Consider the following 23,757-nt stretch of genomic DNA (forward strand, 5'->3'; position numbering starts at 1 on the left):
GTTCTCAAGATTGTATCAGGCTAGGCCACGCTTGGCCTTGAAACCCTTTAAGGACTTCACCGCATAGCCGGTCGCCAGAGGCCAGGCGTCGTCTCCGATATGTTCGGGATCAAGCGCGGCCTTGGCGTCCTGCGCCCAGTTGGGGTTCTCCAGCATGGCGCGGCCCAGAGCGACGATGTCGGCCTGACCGTCGGCGATGATCGCCTCGGCTTCCTGCGGCTGGGTGATGAGGCCCACGGCCATGGTGGCGATCCCGGCGTCGCGGCGCACGGCCTCGGCATAGGGCGTCTGGTACAGCGGCGCCGGGCGGTTGGCCGTCTCCATCGACGGCGTCAGCCCGCCGGAGGAGCTGTCGATGACATCAACGCCCCGCGCCTTGAGCTCGCCGGCCAGGACCACGCTGTCCTCCAGCGACCAGCCGCCCGGCGTACCGTCCACGGTGGACAGGCGCACGAACAGCGGCTTGTCGTCGGGCCACACGGCGCGGACGGCCTCGACGGTCTCCAGCAGGAACCGCGTGCGGCCCTGGAAGTCGCCGCCGTACTGGTCGCTGCGGTGGTTGGAGATCGGCGACAGGAATTCGGTCAGCAGGTAGCCGTGAGCGCCATGGATCTCCAGCACCTCGAACCCGGCGGCCAGGGCGCGCTTGGCGCTGTCCACGAACTTGGCGGTCAGGCCATGGATTTCCTCGACCGTCAGCGCGCGAGGCGTGTGATAGCCGTCGGCGAAGGGAATGGCGCTGGGGGCGACGGTCTGCCAGGCGGATTCGCCCGGCCTGGCGTTCTCGGTCGTGATCGGATGGCCGCCCTCGAAGGGGCGGTGGGTGCTGGCCTTGCGGCCGGCGTGGCCGATCTGGATGGCCGGAACCGCGCCCTGGCTCTTGAGGAAGGCGGCGATCCGGGCGAGTCGCCCCTGTTGCTCGTCGTTCCACAGCCCAAGGTCGCCGTGGGTGATGCGGCCTTCCGCTTCCACGGCGGTAGCTTCGACCATCACCAGACCGGCGCCGCCGATGGCGAAGCGGCCCAGATGCACGAAATGCCAGTCGTTGGGCACGCCGTCCGTCGCCGAGTACTGACACATCGGGGACACCGCGATGCGGTTCTTCAGCGTTACCCCGCGAAGGGTCAGGGGCGTGAACAGAGCAGGCGTGGTCATAGGCAACGGTTCCGGTTTCGGTTGCCGTTTAGCTATGCGCTTTCCGCTTCAGATGAAGGGGCCGAGGGCCGCAGAAATTCTGAGGTCTAGGCCAGACCCTTGCGGCCGATGGCGTAGAAGCGGTCGGCCCGCTGCTTGCGCAGTTCGTCCGGCGACAGGGCGGACAGGGCGTTCAACTCTTCCTCCACCGCGTCGCCCACGGCCTTGATCGCCGCGGCCGGGTCCGAATGGGCTCCGCCGGCCGGCTCATCCACGATGCGGTCGACGATGCCCAGCTTGATCAGGTCCTGGGCGGTGATCTTCATCTGCTCGGCGGCGTCCTTGGCCCGGGCGCCATCGCGCCACAGGATCGAGGCCGCGCCTTCAGGGCTGATCACCGAATAGATCGAGTGCTCCAGAATCAGCACGCGGTTGGCGCCGGCGATGGCGATGGCCCCGCCCGAACCGCCTTCACCCACGATGGTGGCGATCATCGGCGTGCCCAGGGTCAGGCAGCGCTCGGTGGACCGGGCGATGGCTTCCGACTGGCCGCGCTCCTCGGCCCCGATGCCCGGATAGGCGCCGGCGGTGTCGACGAAGCTGATGACCGGCAGGTTGAAGCGCTCGGCCATGTCCATCAGGCGCACCGCCTTGCGATAGCCTTCGGGGCGGGCCATGCCGAAGTTGTGCTTCAGGCGGGTGGTGGTGTCGTGGCCCTTCTCATGGCCCATGACGACCACGGGCACGCCCCGGAAACGCCCGAGGCCGCCCACGATGGCCTGATCGTCGGCGAACTTGCGGTCGCCGCGCAGCTCGACGAACTCGTCGATCAGGGCGCCGACATAGTCCACGAAGTGCGGGCGTTGCGGGTGGCGCGCGACCTGGGTCTTCTGCCAGGCGTTCAGGCCCGCATAGGCCTCGGCTCGCAGCTTGCCGGCGCGGGTGCGCAGGGCCTCGATCTCGGCGTCGAACGCGCCAGGACCAGCCGTCTCGGACAGTCGGGAAAGTTCTTCGATCTTGGATTCGAGCTCGGCGATGGGCCGTTCGAATTCGAGATAATGCGCAGCCATGAGGTATTGAACGCTTCCGCCCCGGAAAGGCGCCGAACCTAGGGCTGTGAGGGCTTGGGAGCAAGCGGTCCGGCTTCACGCCTGCGTCAGCTTGGCTTGAGCCCCTTGCCCAGGGCGTGGAAGATCAGTCCGCGCACGGCCGCCTCATCCTCCTGCGGCAGCTTCCCAGCCAGGCGCAGGCTCATCACCCCATGCATGGCTGCCCAGAACGCCAGGCCGATCTGGTACGGGTCGCCCGCCACCACGCCCTCATCCACCAGCCCCTGGACATAGGCGGTCATGGTGGCGCGCGATCGCTCCACCGCCGCGACCAGTTCGGGATAGTCCGCCTCGTTGAGCTGGGCGATGTCGACCATCAGGCGATAGGCCTGGGGACTTTCGGTGGCGAACTGCATGTAGGCGGCGGCCACCGCTTGGGATTTGACGCGCGCATCGCCTGTCGTGCCCGCATAAGCCGCCTCCATGGCCGAGGCGAAGCGCTCGAAGGCGCTGGTCCGCACGGCGGCCAGGATCTCGTCCTTGTCCTTGAAGTAGCGATAGGGGGTCATGGCGCTGACACCCAGCTCCGCCGCCACCTGGCGCAGGGTCACCCCCTCCGCGCCCCGCTCGGCGAACAGCCGCTCCGCCACGGCGCACAAGCGCTCGCGGAAGTCGGAGATTTCAGCCGTGGAGAGGACGCGGGGCATTCCCGCTGATTTACACCATAAATCAGCGGGAAGCTAAATCAGACCAGCGCGCCGTGGCAGTGCTTGAACTTCTTGTTCGAGCCGCAGGGGCAGGGCGCATTGCGGCTGGTGCGGTCCCAGCCTTCCGGCAGGGCGCTGACCGGCAGGGCCTCGCGGGCCTGACTGTCGCCCGGCGCGCCGCCGAACATGGCCGCGGCGCGTTCGTTCTCGCCGGTGTTCGGGTCCATGTGGACCTCGATCAGACCCGACGGGGTCGGCTCCGGCGTCGGGTCGGCCATCTGGATCTCGACCGTCATCAGCCAGCGGGTGGTGTTGGTGCGCAGGTCGATCAGCAGCTTCTCGAACAGCGAGAAGGCCTCGGTCTTGTATTCATTCAGCGGGTCGCGCTGGGCGTAGCCGCGCAGGCCGATGACATTGCGCAGGTGGTCCAGGTGCATCAGGTGCTCGCGCCACTGAAGATCGACCATCTGCAACAGGAAGTTCTTCTCGATCTGGCGGGTCTGCTCGGGGCTTAGCAGGGTCTCGCGCTCGGCGGCCCGGGCGTTGACCGCCGCGGCCAGACGCTCGCGGATCTCTTCGTTGGCGATGCCTTCTTCGGCCGCCCAGTCCTTCAGCGGCAGCTTCATGCCGAAGATGTGGTCGACGCGCTCTTCCAGGCCGTCGATGTCCCACTGCTCGGCATAGGCCTTGGGCGGCAGGTGACGGGCGATCAGGTCGTCGATCACGTCCTCGCGCATTTCAGCGACGATCTCGGACAGATCGGAGGCCTCCATGAACTCCTGGCGCTGCTCGAACACGGCCTTGCGCTGGTCGTTGACGACGTCGTCGTACTTCAGGAGGTTCTTGCGGATCTCGTAGTTGCGCTGCTCGACCTTCTTCTGGGCGGTGGCGATGGCGCGGTTCAGCCAGGGGTGGGTGATGGCCTCACCCTCCTGAACGCCGAAAGTGCGCATGATCGCGTCCAGACGGTCGCCGGCGAAGATGCGCAGCAGGTCGTCCTCGCAGGACAGGAAGAACTTCGAGGTGCCCGGGTCGCCCTGACGGCCGGTACGGCCGCGAAGCTGGTTGTCGATGCGGCGGCTCTCGTGGCGCTCGGTGCCCAGGACGTACAGGCCGCCGGCTTCCAGCGCCTTGATCTTCAGGTCCTTGATCTCGGTCTCGATCTCGGCGCGGCGCTCTTTTTCACGCTCGGCGCTGACCTCGATGCCCAGGCCGGCCTGCTCTTCGCGCCAGGCGGCCAGCTTCATGTCGACGTTGCCGCCCAGCTGGATGTCGGTGCCGCGGCCGGCCATGTTGGTGGCGATGGTCACCGCGCCAGGAACGCCGGCGTCCGCCACGATCAGGGCTTCCTGTTCGTGGTAGCGCGCGTTCAGCACGTTGTGCGGGATGCCCTTGGTCGTCTTGCCATCGACTTCGAAGCTGTGCTTGTTCATCAGCTCCGAGAGCAGCTCGGACTTCTCGATCGAGGCGGTGCCCACCAGGATCGGCTGGCCGCGGACGTAGCAGTCCTCGACCTGCTTGAGGATGGCGGCGTTCTTCTCGGCTTCGGTACGATAGACCTCGTCGTCGAAGTCGATGCGCTTGATCGGCCGGTTGGTCGGGATTTCCGACACGTCCATCTTGTAGATGTCGCCGAATTCCTGGGCCTCGGTGGCCGCGGTGCCGGTCATGCCCGACAGCTTGGAATAGAGGCGGAAGTAGTTCTGGATCGTCACCGAGGCCAGGGTCTGGTTCTCGGGCTGGATGTCGGCGCCTTCCTTGGCCTCGATGGCCTGGTGCAGGCCTTCGGACAGGCGGCGGCCGGACATCATGCGGCCGGTGAACTCGTCGATCAGGACCACTTCGCCGCCCTTGACGATGTAATCCTTGTCGCGCGTGTACAGGACGTTGGCGCGCAGGGCCTGGTTTACGTGGTGGACCAGCGAGACGTTGGCCGCGTCATAGAGGCCGGCCGTGTCCTCGGCCAGGTGCCCGCCCTCGGTCAGCATCTCCTCGATGCGCTCCTGGCCCTCCTCGGTGAGGATGACCTGGCGCTGCTTCTCGTCGTGATCGAAGGTCGTGGTGTCCTTGATCAGCTCTTTCACGAGCGCGTCGATGATCTTGTAGAGCTCGCTGCGGTCCTCGGTTGGGCCCGAGATGATCAGCGGCGTGCGGGCCTCGTCGATCAGGATGGAGTCGACTTCGTCGACGATCGCGAAGTTGTGGCCGCGCTGGACCATCTCGCGCACGTCATAGACGAGGTTGTCGCGCAGATAGTCGAAGCCGAACTCGTTGTTGGTGCCGTAGGTTATGTCGCAGCGATAGGCCGCTTGACGCTGGCCCTGGCTCAGGCCGTTGACGATCACGCCCACCGACAGGCCCAGGAACTTATAGACACGGCCCATCCAGTCGCTGTCGCGGCTGGCCAGGTAGTCGTTGACGGTGATGACGTGGACGCCCTTGCCGCTCAGGGCGTTCAGATAGACGGGCAGGGTGCCGACCAGGGTCTTGCCTTCGCCGGTCCGCATTTCGGCGATGCCGCCGCCATGCAGGACCATGCCGCCGACCATCTGCACGTCGAAATGCCGCAGGCCGATAGCGCGCTTGGCCGCTTCACGGACCGCCGCGAAGGCTTCCGGCAGCAGGGCGTCCAGGGACTCGCCCTTCTCGTGACGCGCCCGGAACTCGGCGGTCTTGCCCGCCAGTTCGGCGTCGCTGAGGGCCTCGAACTGCGGCTCGAGCGCGTTGATCTTGGCGACACGGGCCTGATAGCCCTTCACCTTGCGTTCGTTGGAGGAGCCGAAAAGCTTTTTGGCGAAGCCGAGCATGCGGGGGAATGTTCCGTGAAAATCGGTGGGAGCGAGGCGGCCGGCCCTTGGAACCGCTGGAAAATCCGCCTCGTTCAGCGCGCCGGAGACTTAAGCAGCGGTCCACCCAGTGTCAACGCGAGCGGGGCATTCTAACCGTTGACCATGGGCCCTGCCCCGCGCCAAAGACGCTGAATGCGCCATATCGTTCCCGTCGCCCTCGCTGCGATCCTGTCCGCCGGTTCCGCCCAGGCCCAAGTCCTCACGCCCGAGCGCGTCTTCGCCGATCCGGACCTCAATGGTCCAAAGGCCTTGGGCGTGGCCCTGTCGCCGGACGGCAAGCGCGTCACCTATCGCAAGGCCAAGGTCGAGGATCAGAAGGTCACCGACCTGTGGGCAGTGGATGTAAAGGGCGGCGAGCCCTATCGCCTGGTGGACGCCCGCGCCCTGTCACCTGAGGGCAAGACCCTGTCAGAAGCAGAGGTCGCCCGCCGCGAGCGCATGCGCATCGCCCAGACCGGCGTCGTCGAATACCACTGGGACGAACAGGGCCGCTTCATCCTGGTTCCCGTGGACGGCGACCTGTTCCTGGCCGAGGCGGCTGGCGGTCAGGTCCGACGCCTTACCCAGACCGGTGGCGACGAGGTGGACGGCAAGGTCTCGCCCAAGGGGACCTACGTCTCCTTCGTCCGCGAGCAGAACCTCTATGTCATGCCCCTGGCCGGCGGGGCCGAGCGCGCCCTGACCACGGACGGCAAGGACACCGTCGCCTGGGCCACGGCCGAATTCATCGCTCAGGAGGAGATGGACCGCGACACCGGCTACTGGTGGTCGCCGGACGAGACGAAGATCGCCCTGACCCGCGTGGATGAAAGCGGCGTGGACGTGGTGCCCCGTCTGGACATCGGCGCGTCGGGCGCGACCTCGGTGGCCCAGCGCTATCCGCGCGCCGGCCGGCCCAACGCCGTGGTCGAGGTGTATGTCCACGACCTGGCCAGCGGCGAGAAGGTCAAGGTCGATCTGGGCGCCGACACGGACATCTATGTCGCCCGGGTGAACTGGTCCAAGGATGGCAAGACGCTCTACGTCCAGCGCCAGACCCGCGATCAGCAGCGCCTGGACTTGCTGGCGGTCGATCCGGCCACGGGCGCGGCCCGGGTGATCCTGACCGAGACATCGCCCCACTGGGTCGAACTGACCGACGACTTCAAGCCGCTCAAGGACGGCTCATTTCTGTGGTCGTCGGAAAAGTCCGGCTTCCGCCACCTGTACCTGCACGCCGCCGACGGTCGCCTGATCCGTCAGGTGACCAAGGGCGAATGGCCCATGGACGCGCTGGAGGGCGTGGACGAGGCCAAGGGCCTGGCCCTGTTCTCGGCCTCCATCGACACGCCGCTGGAGCGCCGTCTCTATTCGATCAGCTACAAGTCACCCGCCGCGCCCAAGGCCCTGACCCCCGCCGGCGGGTGGTGGACGGTCGACGTGGCCGACAAGGGCGGCGCCTTCACCGGGACCTATTCGGACCCCGCCACCCCGCCGCGCACCGCGCTTTACGATGCGACGGGCAAGCGCGTGCGCTGGATCGAGGAGAACCGCCTCGACGCCAGCCACCCCTACGCGCCCTATGTCGCCAGCCATCGCGCCCCGACCTTCGGCACGATCAAGGCCGCCGACGGTCAGGACCTCTATTACGGCCTGACCACCCCGCCGAACTTCGACCCGTCCAAGAAGTATCCCGTCGTGGTTCTGGTCTATGGCGGCCCCACCAGCCAGACAGTGGCCAGGAAGTGGTACGAGCCGCGCGAGCGTTTGTTCCTCGACGCCGGCTATGTGGTCTTCCGTCTGGATAACCGGGGCTCGGTGAACCGCTCGGTGGCCTTCAAGACCGCTCTGGACCGCAAGCTGGGCACGGTGGAGGTGGCCGACCAGGTCGCCGGCGCGAACTTCCTCAAGACCCTGCCTTATGTGGACCCCGCCCGGATCGGCGTCGTGGGCTGGTCCTACGGCGGCTACATGTCCCTGATGCTGCTGACCGAGCCCAATTCCGGCTTCACGGCTGGGATCAGCGGCGCGCCGCCCACCGACTGGTCCCTGTACGACACTCACTACACCGAGCGTTTCATGGGCACGCCCCAGGGCAACGTCGCCGGCTACAAGGCCTCGGAAGTCGGACCGCGCCTGAAGAACCTGTCGGGCGACCTGTTGCTGGTCCACGGCATGAGCGACGATAACGTCATCTTCGAGAACGCCACCCGCGTGATGGCCCAGATGCAGGCCGCGGCCCAACCGTTCGAGACGATGCTGTACCCCGGCGAACGCCACAGCGTGGTGCGAAGCCCATCCAAGGGCCTGCACGTCTGGAAGACGTATCTGGATTTCCTGGGGCGTAAGCTGAAGCCGGGGACGTAGGGTTTCCAACCTCGTCTTCGCCCGACTTGTTCGGGCGACCCATGCCGTGACATCACCGCCGCGCAAGCGGAACGGATAGGGCATGGATGCCCCGGACGAGCCGGGGCAAGACGGAGTGGGGGCATATGATGCTGGCGCCCGTCGGCGACTGGCGTTACGGAGCCTTGAAGCAGCAAGGAGTCCCTCATGACCTTGGCCGCAAGACGCCCCGCCTTTCTGATCGTCGCCCTGTTGGCGGCGTGCCTGACCTTGGCCGCCTGCGGGCGCACGCCGGGGACCGAAAAGCCGCCGGAGCCGGGGGACGAGATCGTCGCCCGCGTCGACAGCCGTCCGGTCTGGACCAGCGACGTCAAGCGCGAAGCCGTGGCCCAGGGCCTGATCGGCGAGGGCGACCCCCTCGATCCGTCGTCGGACCTGTTCCGCCGGGTGCTGGACGAGGTGGTCGATCAAAAGCTGCTGGCCGCCGAGGCTTTGAAGCGCAAGCTGGACAAGGACCCGGCCGCCCAACGCCGCCTGGCCGCCGCCCGCGAACGCATCCTGGGCGACATGCTGGTCGAGGGGGTTGTGGAGAAGGCGGTCAACGACAACGCCATCCGCGGCCTCTATCAGGAGCAGCTGAAGCTCTCGAAGCGATCCGAAGAGATCAAGGCGCGCCAGATCCTCGTCCCGACCCAGGCCGACGGCGAGGCGGTGCGCAAGTTGCTGGCCGCCGGCGCCTCGTTCGAGGCCCTGGCCATGGAACGCTCCACCGACGCGGCGACCCGCTTCAACGGCGGCGACCTCGGCTACTTCACCGTCGACGTCATGCCCGAGGCCTATGCCGCCGCGCTCAAGGACGCCGCCGTCGGCTCGCTGGTCGGCCCGTTCGCCACCGAGGGCGGCTTCGCCATCGTGAAGGTCGAGGACAAGCGCACCGAAGAGCCGATCACCATCGAGGCCGCCCGACCGCAGATTGTCCGCTTCCTGACCTATGATCAGGTCCGCGACCTGCTGGAGAAGCTGCGCGCCAAGGCCAAGGTCGAGACCCTGCTGCCTGGCCAGCCAGAGATTCCCGGCGCGCCGCGCGAACCAGCCTCCGCTCCCGCCGCCCAAACCTCCCCCGCTAAGGCGAACTGATGAGCCGCACGCCTTCGAAAACCCCGGCCAAGGCCGCCGCCAAGAAGAGCCCCGCCGCCAAGCCGTTGGAAAAGGTCGGCCAGGCGGTCGAGCAGGCGCTCGATCCTCTGACCTCGGCCCTCAAGCGGCCCTTTGCGGCCAAGGCTCAGGCGCAACAAGCCGCCGCGCCCGCCGGTGCGCCGGGCAAGCCGGGTCTGGCCGTGTCGCCCCTGGCCGTGCCGTTCCCCTCGATTCCGCCGATCACCGGCGTCGAGATCGCCACCGGCCACGCGGGCTTCTACAAGCACGTCCGCGAGGATGTCCTGCTTATGCGCTTCGCCGAGGGGACCTCCGCCGCCGGGGTGTTCACCCGCCACGGCGTGGGCTCGGCCCCGGTCGACTGGTGCAAGAAGCATCTGGAAATGAGCAAGGGCGAGAACGTCCGCGCTCTGGTGGTCAACGCCGGCTGCGCCAACAGTTTCACCGGTCGCCCTGGCGCCGACGCGGCCCGCCGGGTCGCCACCGCCGTGGCCAAGCGCTTCGACTGCCGCCAGCGCGATGTGATGATGGCATCCACCGGCGTCATCGGCGTGATCCTGGACGACGCCAAGATCACCGCCCGCCTGCCCGAGATCGAGCCGCGCCTGACCGCCGACGCCTGGAGCGCGGCCGCCAACGCCATCATGACCACCGATACCTTCCCCAAGGGAGCGTACGCGGTGGCCGAGATCGATGGGGTGAAGGTCAAGATCGCCGGCATCGCCAAGGGCTCGGGCATGATCGCGCCCGACATGGCCACCATGCTGGCCTTCGTGGCGACGGACGCGGCCATCGCGCCGGCCGCCCTGCAGACACTGGTCAGCCTCTATACCCGCACCACCTTCAACGCTGTCACGGTGGACGGCGACCGGTCCACCAACGACACCCTGCTGCTGTTCGCCACCGGCCAGTCCGGCGCGCCCCGGATCAGCCGCGCCGGCGACCGGCGCCTGGCGGATTTCCGCGAAAAGCTGGAAGCCGTGCTGCTCGACCTGGCCCTGCAGCTGGTCAAGGACGGCGAGGGGGCGACCAAGTTCGTCCGCATCACCGTCAATGGCGCCGAAAGCCCGGCCAGTGCTCGCAAGATCGCCCGCACCATCGCCGAAAGCCCCCTGGTCAAGACCGCCATCGCTGGCGAGGACGCCAACTGGGGCCGCATCGTCATGGCCGTGGGCCGCGCGGACGAGCCGATCAACCGCGACCGCATCGCCGTGCGCTTCGGTCCGCTGACCGCTGCTCACGACGGCCTTGTCGCACCCGACTACAATGAGGCGAAGATGAGCGCCTACATGAAGAACCAGGAGCTGGAGATTTCGGTGGATGTCGGCGTCGGCCGCGGCTCGTCCACGGTCTGGACCTGCGACCTGACCAAGCAGTACGTCGCCATCAACGGCGATTATCGGAGCTAGACCTCTTCCAGCAGCGGCGCGTCGATGATGCAGACGACGCCGGCGGGATCGAAGCTCAGGGTCACCTGGCCGCCCAGCTCCGCGGCCAGGCCCTTCTCCATCAGGCGCGAGCCGAAGCCGCGACGGCGCGGCGGCGTGACCGGCGGGCCGCCGGACTCGGTCCAGATCAGTCGAAGTCGCCGCTCGGCCTCGCGGCCCTCGACGCTCCATCGCACCGACACCCGTCCCGGCGGCGTGGACAGGGCGCCGTACTTCACCGCGTTAGTGCCCAGCTCGTGCAGGGCCATGGCCAGGGACAGGGCGGTCTTGGGCGATAGGCGCGCGGGCGGTCCGTCCGAGACGAAACGCAGAGCATCCTCGCCCGCATGCAGGCGCGCGGCGGCGGCGACCATATCCCTCAGGTCGGCCCCTTCCCAGTTCTCATCGGTCAGGATGTCGTGCGCATCGGACATGGCGATCAGGCGGTTGGTGAAGGCCTCCTTGGCCTCCGCCAGAGAGGTCGCGCCGCGGAAGGTCTGGGCCGCCACGGCTTGAACGCTGGCCAGGCTGTTCTTAACCCGGTGGTTCAGCTCATTGACCATCAGCCGCAGATGCTCGTCGGCCTTCTTGCGTTCCGTGATGTCGCGGGCCGAGCCGATGGCGCGCAGAGGACGGCCCTCGTCATCGAAGAAGGCCTTGCCCTTGACGGCCACCCAGCGCTCGACGCCGTCCTCAAGGCCGACGGTGCGGTACTCGATGTCGTATTCATCGCGGATGTCGGGATTGATCGCCCGCCCAAACGCCTCGGCGGTCCGCACCAGGTCGGACGGATGCAGGCCGGCGTAGAAGTCGTCCATGGTGACGGGCACGTGCGGGCGCAGGCCGAACATCTGCTTGGTGCGATCCGACCACACCAGGGTGTCGTTCTGGAGATCCACGTCCCAAAAGCCGATGTCGCCGGCGTCGGTGGCCAGGCGTAGCTGCTCCTCGCGCATGGCGAGCTTTTCTTCGGCGTCACGGCGCTCCGTCAGGTCGACCACCACCCCGGGAAAGCGCAGAGGGCGGTGCTGGCCGTCCATGTAGCAACGACCCCGAGCGAACACCCAGCGGACCAGCCCGTCGGCGGACGTGACCCGGTACTCCTCGGCGAAATCACCGCCCTTTTCGAGCAGGGCGACCACCGCCGCCTCCACCCGGTTGCGGTCGTCGGGATGGACGGCGTCGAAGAAGGCCGAGATCGCCTCGCCATTGGCGGCGGCGATGGGCTCGACATTGTAGAGCCGGGCGAAACGCTCATCGCCATAGACCTTGTTGGCCGGGACGTCCCAATTCCAGGTGCCCACAGCCCCCGCGGCGTCCAGGGCGAATTCGTAGCGCTCCTCGCTGGCGCGCAGGGCGCGTTCGGCCAGCACACGGTTGGTGGTCTCCACCGCCGTGGCCATGATCCCGCCCACGCCCGTCGGCGAGGTGTCGTCCGGCACCGGGCTGTAGCTGACCGTGAACCAGGCGGCTTCCATCTCGGCGCCGTGGCGCTGGATGGTCAGGGGCATGTCCTCGGTGAAGATCGCGCTCATCTCGCCATTCAGCAGGCTCTGCTGGGTGGGGATCAGCTGTGGGGCCACCTCGGGCCAGACCTCGGCGAAGGGCCGGCCAAGCGCCCAGGGATGCTTGTCGCCCAGGATCGGCGCATAGGCGTCATTGTAGAGGATGACGAACTCAGGCCCCCAGCGCAGCGCCATGGGAAAGCCGGAGGCCAGCACCAGTCCCAGGGTGAGGCGCAAGGCGGGCGACCAGCCTTCCATGGGGCCCAGGGGCGTTGTGGCCCAGTCGATCGCGCGCATGCGTTCGCCCATCTCGCCGCCAAGGGGGGCGGGGGGCGAAAAATCGACGACCGAAGCTGGGCTGGCCTGCAAACAAAGCTCCCCAAGCCCGGTTGGGCTTGGGGTTCAACCTTGCGGTTTAGCCGTCGAAGTCAAGTCTGCGACTTGGCTTAGTCGATAGGACTCCAGCGCTTTTCCGGCGCTGCGGCCGCTTGGCGCTTGGGACCCTTGAAGCCTTCGCCGCTGGCGCGGACCTGCGCCGGCTTTCCAGCGGGACGCTGGTCGCCGTTGCGGGCCTGGCCTTGCGCCTGGGCGCCGCCGCCTTGACCGGCGGGACGCTTGGGCCGGCGCTGCTTGCGCAGGGCGGCCGGCACGTCATCGCGCGGATCGACCGGGCGGGCGTTGTTGTTGCGGCCACGGCCGTTGCGGCCGCCATTGCCGCCGCGCTCGCCGCGTTCGGGCTTGTCGCCGGTCAGCTCGGCCTCAACCGCCACGGCGGCGGCCAGACCCTTGTCATTGCGACGGTCGAAGGCCGGGATCGTCTGGCGCGTGGTGCGCTGGATGTCCTTCAGCAGGTTGCGCTCGTCATCGCTGCACAGGGTGAAGGCGATGCCCGAAGCGCCGGCGCGCGCGGTGCGGCCGATGCGGTGGACATAGGCTTCCGGCACGTTCGGCAGTTCGAAGTTCACCACGTGGGTGACGCTGTCGATGTCGATGCCGCGGGCGGCGATGTCGGTGGCGACCAGGGCGCGGCTCTCGCCGGCGCGGAAGGCCGCCAGGGCGCGCTCGCGCTGGCCCTGGGTCTTGTCGCCGTGGATGGCCCCGGCCTCGACGCCGCAGGCGTTGAGGTACTTGGCCACGCGGTCGGCGCCGCGCTTGGTGCGGGTGAAGACGATGACGCGTTTCAGCGCCGATTCAGCGAACAGCTCGGCCAGCAGGGCGCGCTTGCGTTGCTGCTCGACGAACAGGACCTGCTGATTGATCCGCTCGACCGTGGTGGCCTGCGGCGTCACCGAGACCTGCTCGGGGTTCTTCAGCAGTTCGCCGGCCAGCTTGCCGATCTCCGTCGGCATGGTGGCCGAGAAGAACAGGTTCTGACGTTCCTTGGGCAGGTGCTGCACGATGCGGCGGATGGGCAGGATGAAGCCCATGTCGAGCATCTGGTCGGCCTCGTCGAGGACGAAGATCTCGGTGCCCGACAGGTTGGCGCTCTTCTCGCCCAGGTGGTCGATCAGGCGGCCCGGGGTGGCGACCAGCACGTCGATGCCGGCGGCCAGGGCGCGCATCTGCGGGCCGTACTTCACGCCGCCGAAGATCACCGCGACCGTCAGGCCAAGGTGCGCTCCATAGGCGCGGAAGCTGTCGGCGATCTGGGTGGCCAGTTCGCGGGTCGGCGACAGGACCAGCACGCGGCAGCCGCGGCGCGGCGCCGGCTTACGGTCTTCGGCCAGGCGATGCAGGATCGGCAGGGCGAAGGCGGCGGTCTTGCCGGTGCCCGTCTGGGCGATGCCCAGCAGGTCGCGGCCGGTCATGACCGTGGGGATGGCTTTCGCCTGGATGGGGGTGGGCGTGGTGTAGCCCTTGTCGGCCAACGCCTTCAGAAGGGGTTTGGCGAGGCCGAAATCAGTGAACTGAGTCACGTAGTCTCTTTTCATAACAGACAGCGCGCAGCCGGCCTCAAGGCTCGGCCGCTGTGCGGTCGGGTCTTTGGGGAGCGCCCCGCGTGGCCCGGGCGGTCTATGTCGGAAATCTTTCATGGCGCTCGACAGGCTGGTCCCGAGGGACCCTCACGCGGCTGGAGCACCGATAGCGTCGACTGAGACGCGAGACCTATATCTTATGCTGCGCTGCAAAAGTCAAGTTTTGAAAGGGTTTGAGCCATTTCGTCAGGCCCTGGTTGCCTAAATCGCCCAACCCGGCGACATCTCGACCATGGAAAAGAAGATCGTTCTCGTGGCCGCCGCGGCCCTCGTCGATGTCGATGGACGGGTGCTCCTGTGCCAGCGGCCCGAGGGCAAGCAACTGGCCGGCCTGTGGGAGTTTCCCGGCGGCAAGGTCGAGCCCGGCGAGACCCCCGAACAGTGCCTGATCCGTGAGCTTGATGAGGAGCTGGGCATCCAGGTCGCCAAGGCGTGCCTGGCCCCCTTCGTCTTCGCCAGCCACGAGTACGAGACCTTCCACCTGCTGATGCCGCTGTTCCTCTGCCGCCGCTGGGAAGGCTTCGTGCAGCAGAAGGAGCATGCGGGCCTGGCCTGGGTGAAGCCGACCGACATGGACAAATACCCCATGCCGCCCGCCGACCTGCCGCTGGTGGCCTGGCTGCGCGATTTGCTGTGACGCTCTGAAACTTTTCGCCTCTCCCCCGCGAAGTGGGGGAGAGGGAAGGGTGAGGGGGAGCGGCGTTGATGGCGCACAACGACCTGACCGAACGGGCCAGGCGCCTGCGCGTGGATCAGACCGACGTTGAGCGGTTCCTGTGGGGGCGCCTGCGCGACCGTCGTCTTGGCGGGTGGAAATGGAAGCGGCAAGCGCCGCGCGGCGCCTACATCGTCGATTTCATGAGTGCTGAAGCCAGCCTGATCGTCGAACTCGACGGAGGTCAGCACGCGGACGTCACGGCCTATGACGCACGCCGCACGGCCTACCTCGAAGGGGAGGGCTTCAAGGTCATCCGGTTCTGGAACCCGGAGGTAGTCACCAACCTGGATGGTGTCTGCGACACCATACTCGCCGCCTGCGGCGGCGAGCGCCCCTCACCCTGACCCTCTCCCCACAAGTGGGGAGAGGCGAAAGTCAGGCATCCCCCCGCTTGCGTCGCACCACCCCCAGCGCTTCTTCCAGCCCCACCTGGGCTGAACCCCTCGGCAGGGGCTTTTGCTGGCTTTCGTGCGGGACCCAGCCGGTGATGGTCAGGATTTCGAAGGTGGCTGGCACGCGGCCGTCGGCCTCGGCGAAGCGCTCCACATAAAGCTGCAGGGCGTGGCCCAGCAGGGTGCGGGTCATGGGCTTGCGCGGGCGGTCGGCCAGGATGCTGGTCTCGCCCATGCGGCGCAGGTCGCGCAGCAGCTCGATAGGATGGCCATAGCGCACGGTCACCCGGTCCACGTCCGCCACCGGCAGGGCGAACCCCGCCCGAGACAGCAGGCCCGCCGCGTCCGAATGGTCGGCGAAGGGCGAGACGCGCATGGCCGCACCGCCGGTCAGTTCCGCCTCCGCCTCCAGCAGGCATTGACGCAGCTCGTTCAGGGTCGCCCCGCCCAGGAACGAGCCGATGAACAGCCCGTCCGGCTTCAGCGCCCGCCGCGCCTGGATCAGCGCGCCCACCAGGTCGTTGGTCCAGTGCAGGGCCAGGGTCGAGACGATCAGGTCCAGGCTGCCGTCCGCGAACGGCAGACGCTCCTCGTCCGCCACCAGCCGCGCGCCGACCGGCCCCAGCATGCTGCCCGTGATCTCCGTCTCGATCAGCAGGTCGATCTTGTCGGCGGCGTCGCTCTGGGCCAAGGCGCGCCGGAAAGCCCCGCTTCGCGCGCCCAGATCGACGGCGAGCGGAAACCGTCGCATGATCGGTTCCAGGCGCCAGGCGGCGTCCTGGGCGGCGCGAGCCTTCAGGAAGTCGGCCTGGGCATAGCCGGCGGCGGCGCGGTCAAGGCGTCGGCGCAGAAGATCGCGGTCGAACAGTTTCGGCGGGGTGCTCATGGGCGCGCAACATGGCGATTTGCAGGGCGGCTGGAAACCAGGGCCGACGCTGATTTCGGCCGGACGGGGTCTGTTGGACCTGCTTTTGCCGCCTCAAGCCCTTGATGGCGGGGCCGCAGGGTCGCCCGGATTGGGCGCGGAGGCCTGGGGCAAGATCAGTTTCATCGCCGACCCGGCCTGCGACGGCTGCGGCGCGCCGTTCGATTTCGATCTTGGCGCGGGGGTGCGTTGCCCCACCTGCGCCGCCCGGCCCAGAGCCTTCGCCCGCGCCCGTGCGGCCTGTCTCTACGACGAACATTCGCGCAACCTGATCCTGCAGCTCAAGCATGCCGACCGCACCGATCTGGCGCCGCTGATGGCCAAGTGGCTGAGCCGCGCCGCCGCCGACCTGCTGGCCGAAGCCGACGCCATCGTTCCTGTGCCGCTTCATCCCGCCCGCCTGTTCGCCCGGCGCTATAATCAGGCGGCGGAGGTGGCGCGGCCTTTGTCGAAGCTGGCGGACCGTCCCTACTTGCCCGACGCCCTGATCCGCCGCCGCGCCACCGCGACCCAGGGGGGCAAGTCTGGCTCCGGCCGTCAGCGCAATGTGGCCGGCGCCTTCGCCATTCCGCCGTTCCGCCGGCGCCAGGTCGAAGGCAAGCGCATCCTGCTGGTCGATGACGTCATGACCACCGGCGCGACACTGGAGGCCTGCGCCAAGGCGCTTTTGGCCGTCGGAGCGGTTTCTGTAACCGCGGCGGTGATCGCGAGGGTGAAAGACGCGCCCGACGTGTCTATGTAGAGCTTGGACACCAATCTAGCGGATATGCGTTCGGCCCTCATGGCACACGTCACCATCTACACTCGCCCGTTCTGCGGCTACTGCGCCCGCGCCCTGAAGCTCCTCAAGGACAAGGGGGCCGACTTCACCGAGATCGAAGCCGGCATGGACCCCAAGCTGCGTCAGGAAATGATCGACAAGTCGGGCCGGACCACCTTCCCGCAGATATTCGTCGGCGATCAGCACATCGGCGGCTGCGACGACATGATGGCCCTGGACCGAGGCGGCAAGCTGGACTCGATGCTGGCCGCCTGATGCGATGACCTTCCGCGTCGGCCTGATCCAGACCCGCACGCCCGCCAGCCACGCCGCCAGCCTGGCGCAGCTGGAGCCCCTGATCCGCGACGCGGCGGGGCAGGGCGCGAAGTTGGTCCTGACGCCGGAGGGCTGCAACATCCTGCAGAAGGATCGGGCCCAGTTGCTGCCGCAGCTGACCGCGCTGGAGGACGACCCGGTGGTCAAGGGCCTGCAGGCTCTGGCCGTCGAACTGGACCTCTGGATCGACGTCGGCTCGGCCCTGGTCAAGCGCGAGGACGGCAAGGCCGCCAACCGCCAGGCCCTGATCGATCCGACGGGCGACATCGTAGCCACCTACGACAAGCTGCACATGTTCGACGTCGACCTGCCCACCGGGGAGACGGCGCGCGAGTCGGCGGTCTATGAGCCGGGTGATCGGGCGGTGTCGGTCGACACGCCCTTTGGCAAGCTGGGCCTGACCATCTGCTACGACATGCGCTTCCCGGCGCTCTATCGGGCGCTCGCGCTGGACGGCGCCAAGGTGATGATGGTCCCCGCCGCCTTCACTCGGCCCACGGGCGAAGCGCACTGGGAGATTTTGCTACGCGCCCGGGCCATCGAGACGGGCAGTTTCGTGCTCGCCGCCGCCCAGGGCGGCTTCCACGAGGACGGGCGCGGCACCTGGGGCCGCAGCATCGCCATCGGCCCGTGGGGCGAGGTGATCGGAAAACTTGACCATGACGAGCCGGGCGTGTTGATCGCCGAACTCGATCTGGCGGCGGCCGACAAGGCCCGCTCCGCCATTCCTGCCCTAAAGAATGCGCGCGCCTTCGTCGGTCCCTAAATAGAGAACATGATCAAGTACGCGCTCACCTGCGAGCACGACCACGGCTTCGAAGGCTGGTTCGGCTCGTCCGTCGATTACGACGACCAGTCGGCCCGCGGCCTGCTGGAATGTCCGGTCTGCGGGTCAGCCACGGTCCGCAAGCAGATCATGGCGCCCGCCGTGGCCGGCACCAAGGCGCAGAAAGCCGTCGCCGCAGACGCCGACCCCAAGATGCGCGAAGTGATGATGGAGGCCCTGGGCCGCGTCCGCGCTCACGTGGAAGAGAACTTCGACGACGTCGGCGACCGCTTCGCCCGTGAGGCGCGCGACATCCACGAGGGCAAGTCAGAGGATCGCGGCATCTACGGCTCGGCCACGCCAAAGGAGGTCAAGGACCTCGTCGCCGACGGCATTCAGGTCGCCCCGCTGCCGCCGGCCCCGCCCAAGAAGACGGACGTCAATTAGCCTAGCGGTACGTGTAGTAGCAGCGCTTGGCGTTCTTCTTGGCGATCTGGTGGCCCGCCACCGCGCCCACGACGCCGCCCAGCACCGCGCCCTCGGTCTTGGCGCCGTTGCCAGCCACCGCACTGCCCAGCAGGGCGCCGCTGGCCCCGCCGATCAGGGTGCCCTGGTTGGCCTTGGACTTCTTGTAGTCGCAGACATAGACGCGCTTCTTCGGCGCGGCCTCGGCAGAGGCGAGGGGAGCCGCCGCCACGCCAAGAGCGGCGAAGGCGGCGAGGGTGATCATCGAAAGACGCATGGTGCGGTCCTGCTAGGCTGAAAGGTTCAGCCACCAGAACGCGCGCCTCCGCCTACGGTTTCGCTTTCGCCGGCAGAGCTTGGTAGGCCGCACGCGCCACGCGGTGACACGAGCCCATGAACGAGTTAGCCAGGATGATGACGGTGTAGTCGTTGTCCGCGTCGCGGATCATGTCGAAGATCACGCAGGTCCCCACCGTATCGCCCGGCGCGCCGACGATCTTGCGCCCGGCCGGAGCCAGGCGGCCAAACTCGAAGCCATAGCCGCCGTTGGCCGAGCCAAGCTCGAGCTTGGGACTGGTCATCAGGGCCGCGGTCTCGGCTGACACTAGCTTGCCGCCCTTGAAGGCGGTGGCCCATTTAAACAGGTCGCCGGCGGTGGAGTAGCCGCCGCCCGCCGAACTCCCGCGCACGGGCATCTCTGGCGTGGCGTCGCGGGTCTGCAGCCCGGCGTCGGTCCAGGACGTCTCATAGGGCCGCGCCATGTTCGGCGTCTTGCTGTCGAGGGCGTAGGAGTCGGTCTGGTTCATGCCCAGCGGTGCGAACAGGGTCTGGCGCATATAGTCGTAGTAGTCCTGGCCGGTGACCTTCTCGATCACCTTGCCCAGAGCGAGATAGCCGTTGTTGCTGTAGGACCAGCGCGTCCCTGGCTCGAACGCTAGACCGCCCTTTTCGCCGTTCAGCCGCATGTAGTCGTCCAGAGTGCGGATCTGGTCCTTGGGCGTGGCGAAGAAGGTCGGGTTGAAGAATGAGCCCAGGCCCGAGGTGTGGCTCAGCAGGTGCTTGATCTGGATCTTTCGCGCGCTCTCGGCGTCAGGAAAGTCGGGCAGGAATTTCGACAGCGGATCGTCCCACGACAGCTGGCCCTGCTCCACCAGCCGGGCGATCGCCACGGCGGTGAACATCTTGTTCAGGCTCGCCAAGCTGAACTTCGTATCGAGCGTGTTGGCGGCGCCGGCCGTGCGGTCGGCCAGGCCATAGGCCTTGTTCAACAGCGGCTTTTCGCTCGCCGCAATCAGCACGACGCCGGAAAAGCCGTCAGCCTTGGTCAGAGTCTCCACATAGGCATCGATCCCCTTCAGCCGCTCGTCTAGCGGAGCATCGGGAGCGAAGGGCGCGAACGCGCGCGATGTTGGCGCGGGCGTCACCGCAGTCATGTTGAAGGGGGGCTGAGGCTCCACCGTCACTTTCAGGGCCTGCTGACCCTTGGTAGTCGGGTTCTCATAGACTACCGTGGCGGCCTGGGGCTCCACGGGACCGTCGGCTACATACTTGGCGCCGCGCGCTTGTAGGTAGGTGCGACTTAGCAGTTCCATCACCGGCGGGTTTGGCGGTGTCGATCGTGGCGCGCCGTTGGCCTGCAGATAGGCGGCGACGGCGCGACGGTCGCCCTTGTCAAGCAGGTCGACCAGCTTGCGGCCGTGCTCCAGCGCGGCCTGACCGGCGGTGTCGGCCGCCAGGGCTGTACCCGCGAGCAGGACGGAGGACAGGGCGAGAAGGGTGAGCGAGCTGCGCATGGCGTTTCCAGGATTGGTCCTGGAATTATGTAAGAGCTTTCAATTGTTGCCGGATGATTTCGCTCTGTCGCGTTCCCGTATCGTCGGTCTGCGGTCTCGCCGTCACGCGCGGCGCGTGACCGTCATCATGTAGTTGACGTCGCTGTCGTTGGATCGGCTCCAGCGGCCGGTGAGGGGGTTGTAAGACACCCCGAACGGTCCCTGCACGTCCACCGGCTCGCCGGCCAGGAAGCCGCGCACTTCATCGGGCTTCAGGAACTTGCGCCAGTCGTGGGTCCCCGCCGGCACCCAGCGCAGGACGTACTCGGCTCCCACCTTGGCAAGGGCCAGGGCTTTCAGCGTGCGGTTCAGAGTGGCGACGATCATCAGGCCGCCGGGCTTGAGCAGACGCGAACAGGTCCGCGCGAACTCTCCCGGATCGGCCACATGCTCGATCACCTCCATGTTCAGGATCACGTCGAACGGCCCGGCGCCTTCGGCCAGCAGGGCCTCGGCGGTGCTGGCGCGAAATTCGATCTGGAGCCCCTGCTCGGCGGCGTGGGTGGAGGCGGTCTTGATGTTGCGCTCGGACGCATCGACGGCGGTGACGTCGAAGCCCAGCCGCGCCATGGGCTCGGACAACAGGCCCCCACCGCAGCCGATGTCGAGCAGCTTCAGCCCCTCGAACGGCCGCCGCGCTTTTCCATCCCGTCCGAAGTGGGCGACAGCTTGGTCGCGGATGAAGTTCAGGCGCACCGGATTGAACACGTGCAGCGGCGCGAACTTGCCGTGAGGGTCCCACCACTCGGCGGCGATCCGGGAAAAGCGCTCGACCTCGGCCGGGTCGATGGAGGTGTAGGTCTGACTCATCGCCGACATTCTAGCGAGCCGGCGCACGCTTGTCCGCGCCGCAAGTGACGAAGGTTTAATCCCGCTCTACGCATCCGCGGGTCGGACCCGGAGGCTCTTCTATGTGTTGATGTCATCAAACCAGGAAGCCTCATGCGTCTGATCTCCGCCGCTCTGCTCAGCACCTTCGCCCTGTCTGCTCACGCCCAGACGGCTCCGGCCGCAGATCCCTATGCTCAAGGCAAGGCGATCGTCGCTGACATCCAGAAGATTGTGACGCCAAACGGCGTGAGCGAGAGCGGCCCGATGACCCTGGGCGGCGCCAGCCAGTGGGTGTCGATCCGCGGCGCGGACCGCGCCAACCCGATCATCATCTTCATCCATGGCGGCCCGGCCGCGCCGGAGCTGCCCCTGGCCTGGACCTTCCAGCGGCCGTGGGAGGACTTCTTCACGGTGGTGCAGTGGGATCAGCGCGGGGCGGGCAAATCCTACGCCCTAAATGATCCCAAGGCGATCGCCGCGACTATGACGGTCGACCAGTACCGGGACGACACCATCGACCTCATCGAGCAGGTCACCAAGAAGCTGGGCAAGCGAAGGGTGATCCTGGTCGGCCATAGCTGGGGCTCCATCGTTGGCCTGTCCGTGGCCGCCAAGCGCCCCGACCTGCTGCACGCCTATGTGGGCGCCGGTCAGGTGATCGATTTCCGCGAGAACGAGCGTGTCGGCTTCAACGCCGTCCTCGCCGCCGCCAGGAAGGCCGGCAATGCCGAGGCGGTCGCCGAGCTGGAGGCCCTGCAGCCCTATCCGGGACCGGGCGACTTCGACACCAAGAAGATCGAGACCCAGCGCAAGTGGTCGATACACTACGGCTTCCTCAGCGCCGGCCGCGACAACGCCCGCCACTACTTCCTGTCCTCGCGCCTGTCGCCCGACTATGGCCCCGACGACCTCAAGGGCTGGTCCAAGGGCAGCGACATGGCGGTCGAAACCCTGCTGCCGAAGCTGGCGGACGTGAGCTTCAACCATGTCCGCAAGCTGGACACGCCGACCTTCATGTTCCTGGGCCGTCAGGACTACACCACCCCCGGCTCCATCACCGAGGACTGGATGAAGGGTCTGCGCGCGCCGAAGAAGGATGTCGTCTGGTTCGAGCACTCGGCCCACCTGATGATGGTCGAGGAGCCCGGCCGCTTCCTCTACGCCCTGCTCGACAAGGTCCGCCCCATCGCCGAGCGCGCCGAGCCCGAGGCCCCGAAGCGCGACTGAGCGGTTTTTACGGCGGCGCGCATTGCGGCGCCGCATTTTGGCGTCTAGAAGGCGGCGGCTTGCGTCGGGAATGGGCCCTCGGCGCAAAGCGCGCAATAAATAACCGCATCAAGGAACGACCGGACCCATGTCCCGGCTGGTGATGAAATTCGGCGGCACCTCGGTGGCCGACCTCGAACGCATCCGGCGCGTCGCGCGCCTCGTGGCGGCCGAGGTTGCGACCGGCAAACAGGTGGCCGTGGTGGTCTCGGCCATGAGCGGCAAGACCAACGAACTGGTGGCCTGGACCGACGGCGCCGGCGCGGCCGCGCAAGGCATCGCGCCCTCGGACGACGAGTACGACACCATCGTCGCCAGCGGCGAACAGGTCACCGCCGGCCTGCTGGCCATGACCTTGCGCAACATGGGCCACCGGGCCCGGTCTTGGATGGGCTGGCAGGTGCCGATCATCACCGACGACGCCCACGGCAAGGCTCGCATCGACGACATCCCGTCCGAGAACCTACTTGCCGCCTTCGAGGCCGGCGAGATCGCCGTCATCGCCGGTTTTCAGGGCGTGACCCGCGCGGGCCGCATCGCCACGCTCGGCCGTGGCGGTTCGGACACCAGCGCCGTGGCCATCGCCGCCGCGATCGGCGGCGCCTGCGACATCTACACCGACGTGGACGGGGTCTACACCACCGACCCGCGCATCGAGAGCAAGGCCAAGAAGCTCGCCAAGATCTCCTATGAGGAGATGCTGGAGATGGCCTCCCTCGGGGCCAAGGTCCTGCAGACGCGCTCGGTCGAGCTGGCCATGGCCCAGCGCGTGCCGGTCCGCGTCCTTTCAAGCTTTGTCGAGCCGGGCGAAGCTCCCGGCCAGGGCACCATCGTCTGCGACGAGGAAGAGATCATGGAAAAGCGCATCGTTTCCGGCGTCGCCTACAGCCGCGACGAAGCCAAGATCACCCTGCTGGGTCTGCCCGATCATCCGGGCGTGTCGTCGAAGATCTTCGGCGCCCTGGCGGACGCCAACGTCAATGTGGACATGATCGTCCAGTCGCGCGCCCGCACGGCCGAGACGGCGAACATGGAGTTCACCGTCGGCAAGCGTGACGCCCAGCGCGCCGTCGAGATCGTCCGCAGCCACCAGGCCGAGATCGGCTTCGAGGACGTGGCCGTGGACGAGGACGTCTCCAAGGTCTCGGTGATCGGGGTGGGCATGCGCTCGCACACCGGCGTCGCCAAGAGCATGTTCGAGGCTCTGGCCGCCAAGGGCGTCAACATTCAGGTGATCTCCACCTCGGAGATCAAGATCAGCGTGCTGATCGACGCCGCCTATACCGAACTGGCGGTGCGCGCCCTGCACGCCGCCTACGGCCTGGACCAGCTCTAGGGC

21 protein-coding genes are annotated in these 23,757 nt (G+C 67.5%); 11 read left to right on the forward strand and 10 right to left on the reverse strand.

Annotation, left to right across the window (positions count from 1 at the left end; translation table 11 throughout):
• Positions 1-15: 15 nt before the first annotated feature.
• From O5K31_RS04035 to secA, 4 genes are all read right to left on the reverse strand, one after another.
• Positions 16-1,155, reverse strand: coding sequence for an NADH:flavin oxidoreductase/NADH oxidase (locus O5K31_RS04035; RefSeq protein ID WP_269716040.1), 1,140 nt, complete (start codon positions 1,153-1,155; stop codon positions 16-18).
• 86 nt (positions 1,156-1,241) lie between these two features.
• Positions 1,242-2,204: an acetyl-CoA carboxylase carboxyltransferase subunit alpha gene (locus tag O5K31_RS04040; protein WP_269716041.1), complete on the reverse strand. Its 963-nt coding sequence runs from the start codon at positions 2,202-2,204 to the stop codon at positions 1,242-1,244.
• A gap of 86 nt (positions 2,205-2,290) precedes the next feature.
• Positions 2,291-2,890 (reverse strand): TetR/AcrR family transcriptional regulator, encoded by a 600-nt coding sequence (locus O5K31_RS04045; RefSeq protein ID WP_269716042.1) that lies wholly within the window; start codon positions 2,888-2,890, stop codon positions 2,291-2,293.
• A 38-nt stretch (positions 2,891-2,928) separates the two neighbouring features.
• Positions 2,929-5,697, reverse strand: a complete 2,769-nt coding sequence (gene secA / locus O5K31_RS04050) for a preprotein translocase subunit SecA (protein ID WP_269716043.1) — start codon at positions 5,695-5,697, stop codon at positions 2,929-2,931.
• 174 nt (positions 5,698-5,871) lie between these two features.
• Between secA and O5K31_RS04055 the strand changes: the two genes are divergently transcribed.
• From O5K31_RS04055 to argJ, 3 genes are all read left to right on the forward strand, one after another.
• Entirely contained in the window at positions 5,872-8,085 is a 2,214-nt protein-coding gene (locus tag O5K31_RS04055; RefSeq protein WP_269716044.1) for a S9 family peptidase, read from the forward strand.
• 186 nt (positions 8,086-8,271) lie between these two features.
• Positions 8,272-9,201, forward strand: a complete 930-nt coding sequence (locus O5K31_RS04060) for a peptidylprolyl isomerase (RefSeq protein WP_269716045.1) — start codon at positions 8,272-8,274, stop codon at positions 9,199-9,201.
• Positions 9,201-10,628 carry a bifunctional glutamate N-acetyltransferase/amino-acid acetyltransferase ArgJ gene (gene argJ / locus O5K31_RS04065; protein WP_269716046.1) on the forward strand — a complete coding sequence of 476 codons (1,428 nt, stop codon included), beginning with the start codon at positions 9,201-9,203 and terminating at the stop codon, positions 10,626-10,628. Before O5K31_RS04060 ends, argJ begins: the two co-directional genes overlap by 1 nt.
• Here the strand turns inward: argJ and O5K31_RS04070 are convergent.
• Positions 10,625-12,448: a PAS domain-containing sensor histidine kinase gene (locus O5K31_RS04070; protein ID WP_269716047.1), complete on the reverse strand. Its 1,824-nt coding sequence runs from the start codon at positions 12,446-12,448 to the stop codon at positions 10,625-10,627. The two genes, argJ and O5K31_RS04070, sit on opposite strands and share 4 nt — an antisense overlap.
• A 149-nt stretch (positions 12,449-12,597) precedes the next feature.
• The gene (locus O5K31_RS04075) at positions 12,598-14,067 is read right to left on the reverse strand and encodes a DEAD/DEAH box helicase (RefSeq protein WP_269716048.1); all 1,470 of its coding nucleotides are present in this window, start codon (positions 14,065-14,067) and stop codon (positions 12,598-12,600) included.
• Positions 14,068-14,359: 292 nt separating this feature from the next.
• Here O5K31_RS04075 and mutT point away from each other — a divergent pair, with 292 nt between their 5' ends.
• Positions 14,360-14,764, forward strand: coding sequence for an 8-oxo-dGTP diphosphatase MutT (mutT, locus tag O5K31_RS04080; protein ID WP_269716049.1), 405 nt, complete (start codon positions 14,360-14,362; stop codon positions 14,762-14,764).
• Between the two features lie 68 nt (positions 14,765-14,832).
• On the forward strand, positions 14,833-15,189 hold the full coding sequence (locus O5K31_RS04085; RefSeq protein ID WP_269716050.1) for an endonuclease domain-containing protein: 357 nt from the start codon (positions 14,833-14,835) through the stop codon (positions 15,187-15,189).
• A gap of 31 nt (positions 15,190-15,220) precedes the next feature.
• Here the strand turns inward: O5K31_RS04085 and O5K31_RS04090 are convergent, their stop codons facing one another.
• Positions 15,221-16,123: a methyltransferase domain-containing protein gene (locus O5K31_RS04090; protein ID WP_269716051.1), complete on the reverse strand. Its 903-nt coding sequence runs from the start codon at positions 16,121-16,123 to the stop codon at positions 15,221-15,223.
• Between O5K31_RS04090 and O5K31_RS04095 the strand changes: the two genes are divergently transcribed.
• Genes O5K31_RS04095 through O5K31_RS04110 form a run of 4 tightly spaced genes read left to right on the forward strand, consistent with a single transcriptional unit; the run spans position 16,122 to position 18,471 of the window.
• On the forward strand, positions 16,122-16,904 hold the full coding sequence (locus tag O5K31_RS04095; RefSeq protein ID WP_269716052.1) for a ComF family protein: 783 nt from the start codon (positions 16,122-16,124) through the stop codon (positions 16,902-16,904). The genes O5K31_RS04090 and O5K31_RS04095 overlap by 2 nt on opposite strands.
• Before the next feature lie 39 nt (positions 16,905-16,943).
• A complete protein-coding gene (gene grxC, locus O5K31_RS04100; RefSeq protein WP_269716996.1) occupies positions 16,944-17,198 on the forward strand; it encodes a glutaredoxin 3 in 255 nt (84 codons plus the stop codon).
• 4 nt (positions 17,199-17,202) lie between these two features.
• Positions 17,203-18,024 carry a carbon-nitrogen hydrolase family protein gene (locus tag O5K31_RS04105; protein WP_269716053.1) on the forward strand — a complete coding sequence of 274 codons (822 nt, stop codon included), beginning with the start codon at positions 17,203-17,205 and terminating at the stop codon, positions 18,022-18,024.
• A gap of 9 nt (positions 18,025-18,033) precedes the next feature.
• Positions 18,034-18,471, forward strand: a complete 438-nt coding sequence (locus O5K31_RS04110; RefSeq protein WP_269716054.1) for a DUF1178 family protein — start codon at positions 18,034-18,036, stop codon at positions 18,469-18,471.
• 1 nt (position 18,472) lies between these two features.
• On the opposite strand, the gene O5K31_RS04115 is transcribed toward O5K31_RS04110, so the two are convergent.
• From O5K31_RS04115 to ubiG, 3 genes are all read right to left on the reverse strand, one after another.
• Entirely contained in the window at positions 18,473-18,766 is a 294-nt protein-coding gene (locus O5K31_RS04115) for a glycine zipper 2TM domain-containing protein (protein WP_269716055.1), read from the reverse strand.
• A gap of 52 nt (positions 18,767-18,818) precedes the next feature.
• Complete coding sequence (locus O5K31_RS04120; protein ID WP_269716056.1) at positions 18,819-20,282, reverse strand: serine hydrolase domain-containing protein; 1,464 nt, start codon at positions 20,280-20,282, stop codon at positions 18,819-18,821.
• Positions 20,283-20,384: 102 nt separating this feature from the next.
• Positions 20,385-21,140, reverse strand: coding sequence for a bifunctional 2-polyprenyl-6-hydroxyphenol methylase/3-demethylubiquinol 3-O-methyltransferase UbiG (gene ubiG, locus O5K31_RS04125; RefSeq protein WP_269716057.1), 756 nt, complete (start codon positions 21,138-21,140; stop codon positions 20,385-20,387).
• A gap of 123 nt (positions 21,141-21,263) precedes the next feature.
• Here ubiG and O5K31_RS04130 point away from each other — a divergent pair, with 123 nt between their 5' ends.
• On the forward strand, positions 21,264-22,379 hold the full coding sequence (locus O5K31_RS04130; protein ID WP_269716058.1) for an alpha/beta fold hydrolase: 1,116 nt from the start codon (positions 21,264-21,266) through the stop codon (positions 22,377-22,379).
• 127 nt (positions 22,380-22,506) lie between these two features.
• Positions 22,507-23,754: an aspartate kinase gene (locus O5K31_RS04135; RefSeq protein WP_269716059.1), complete on the forward strand. Its 1,248-nt coding sequence runs from the start codon at positions 22,507-22,509 to the stop codon at positions 23,752-23,754.
• The last annotated feature ends 3 nt before the right edge of the window (positions 23,755-23,757 follow it).

This window comes from Caulobacter sp. NIBR2454, from assembly GCF_027474405.1.
Classification (GTDB): Bacteria; Pseudomonadota; Alphaproteobacteria; order Caulobacterales; family Caulobacteraceae; genus Caulobacter.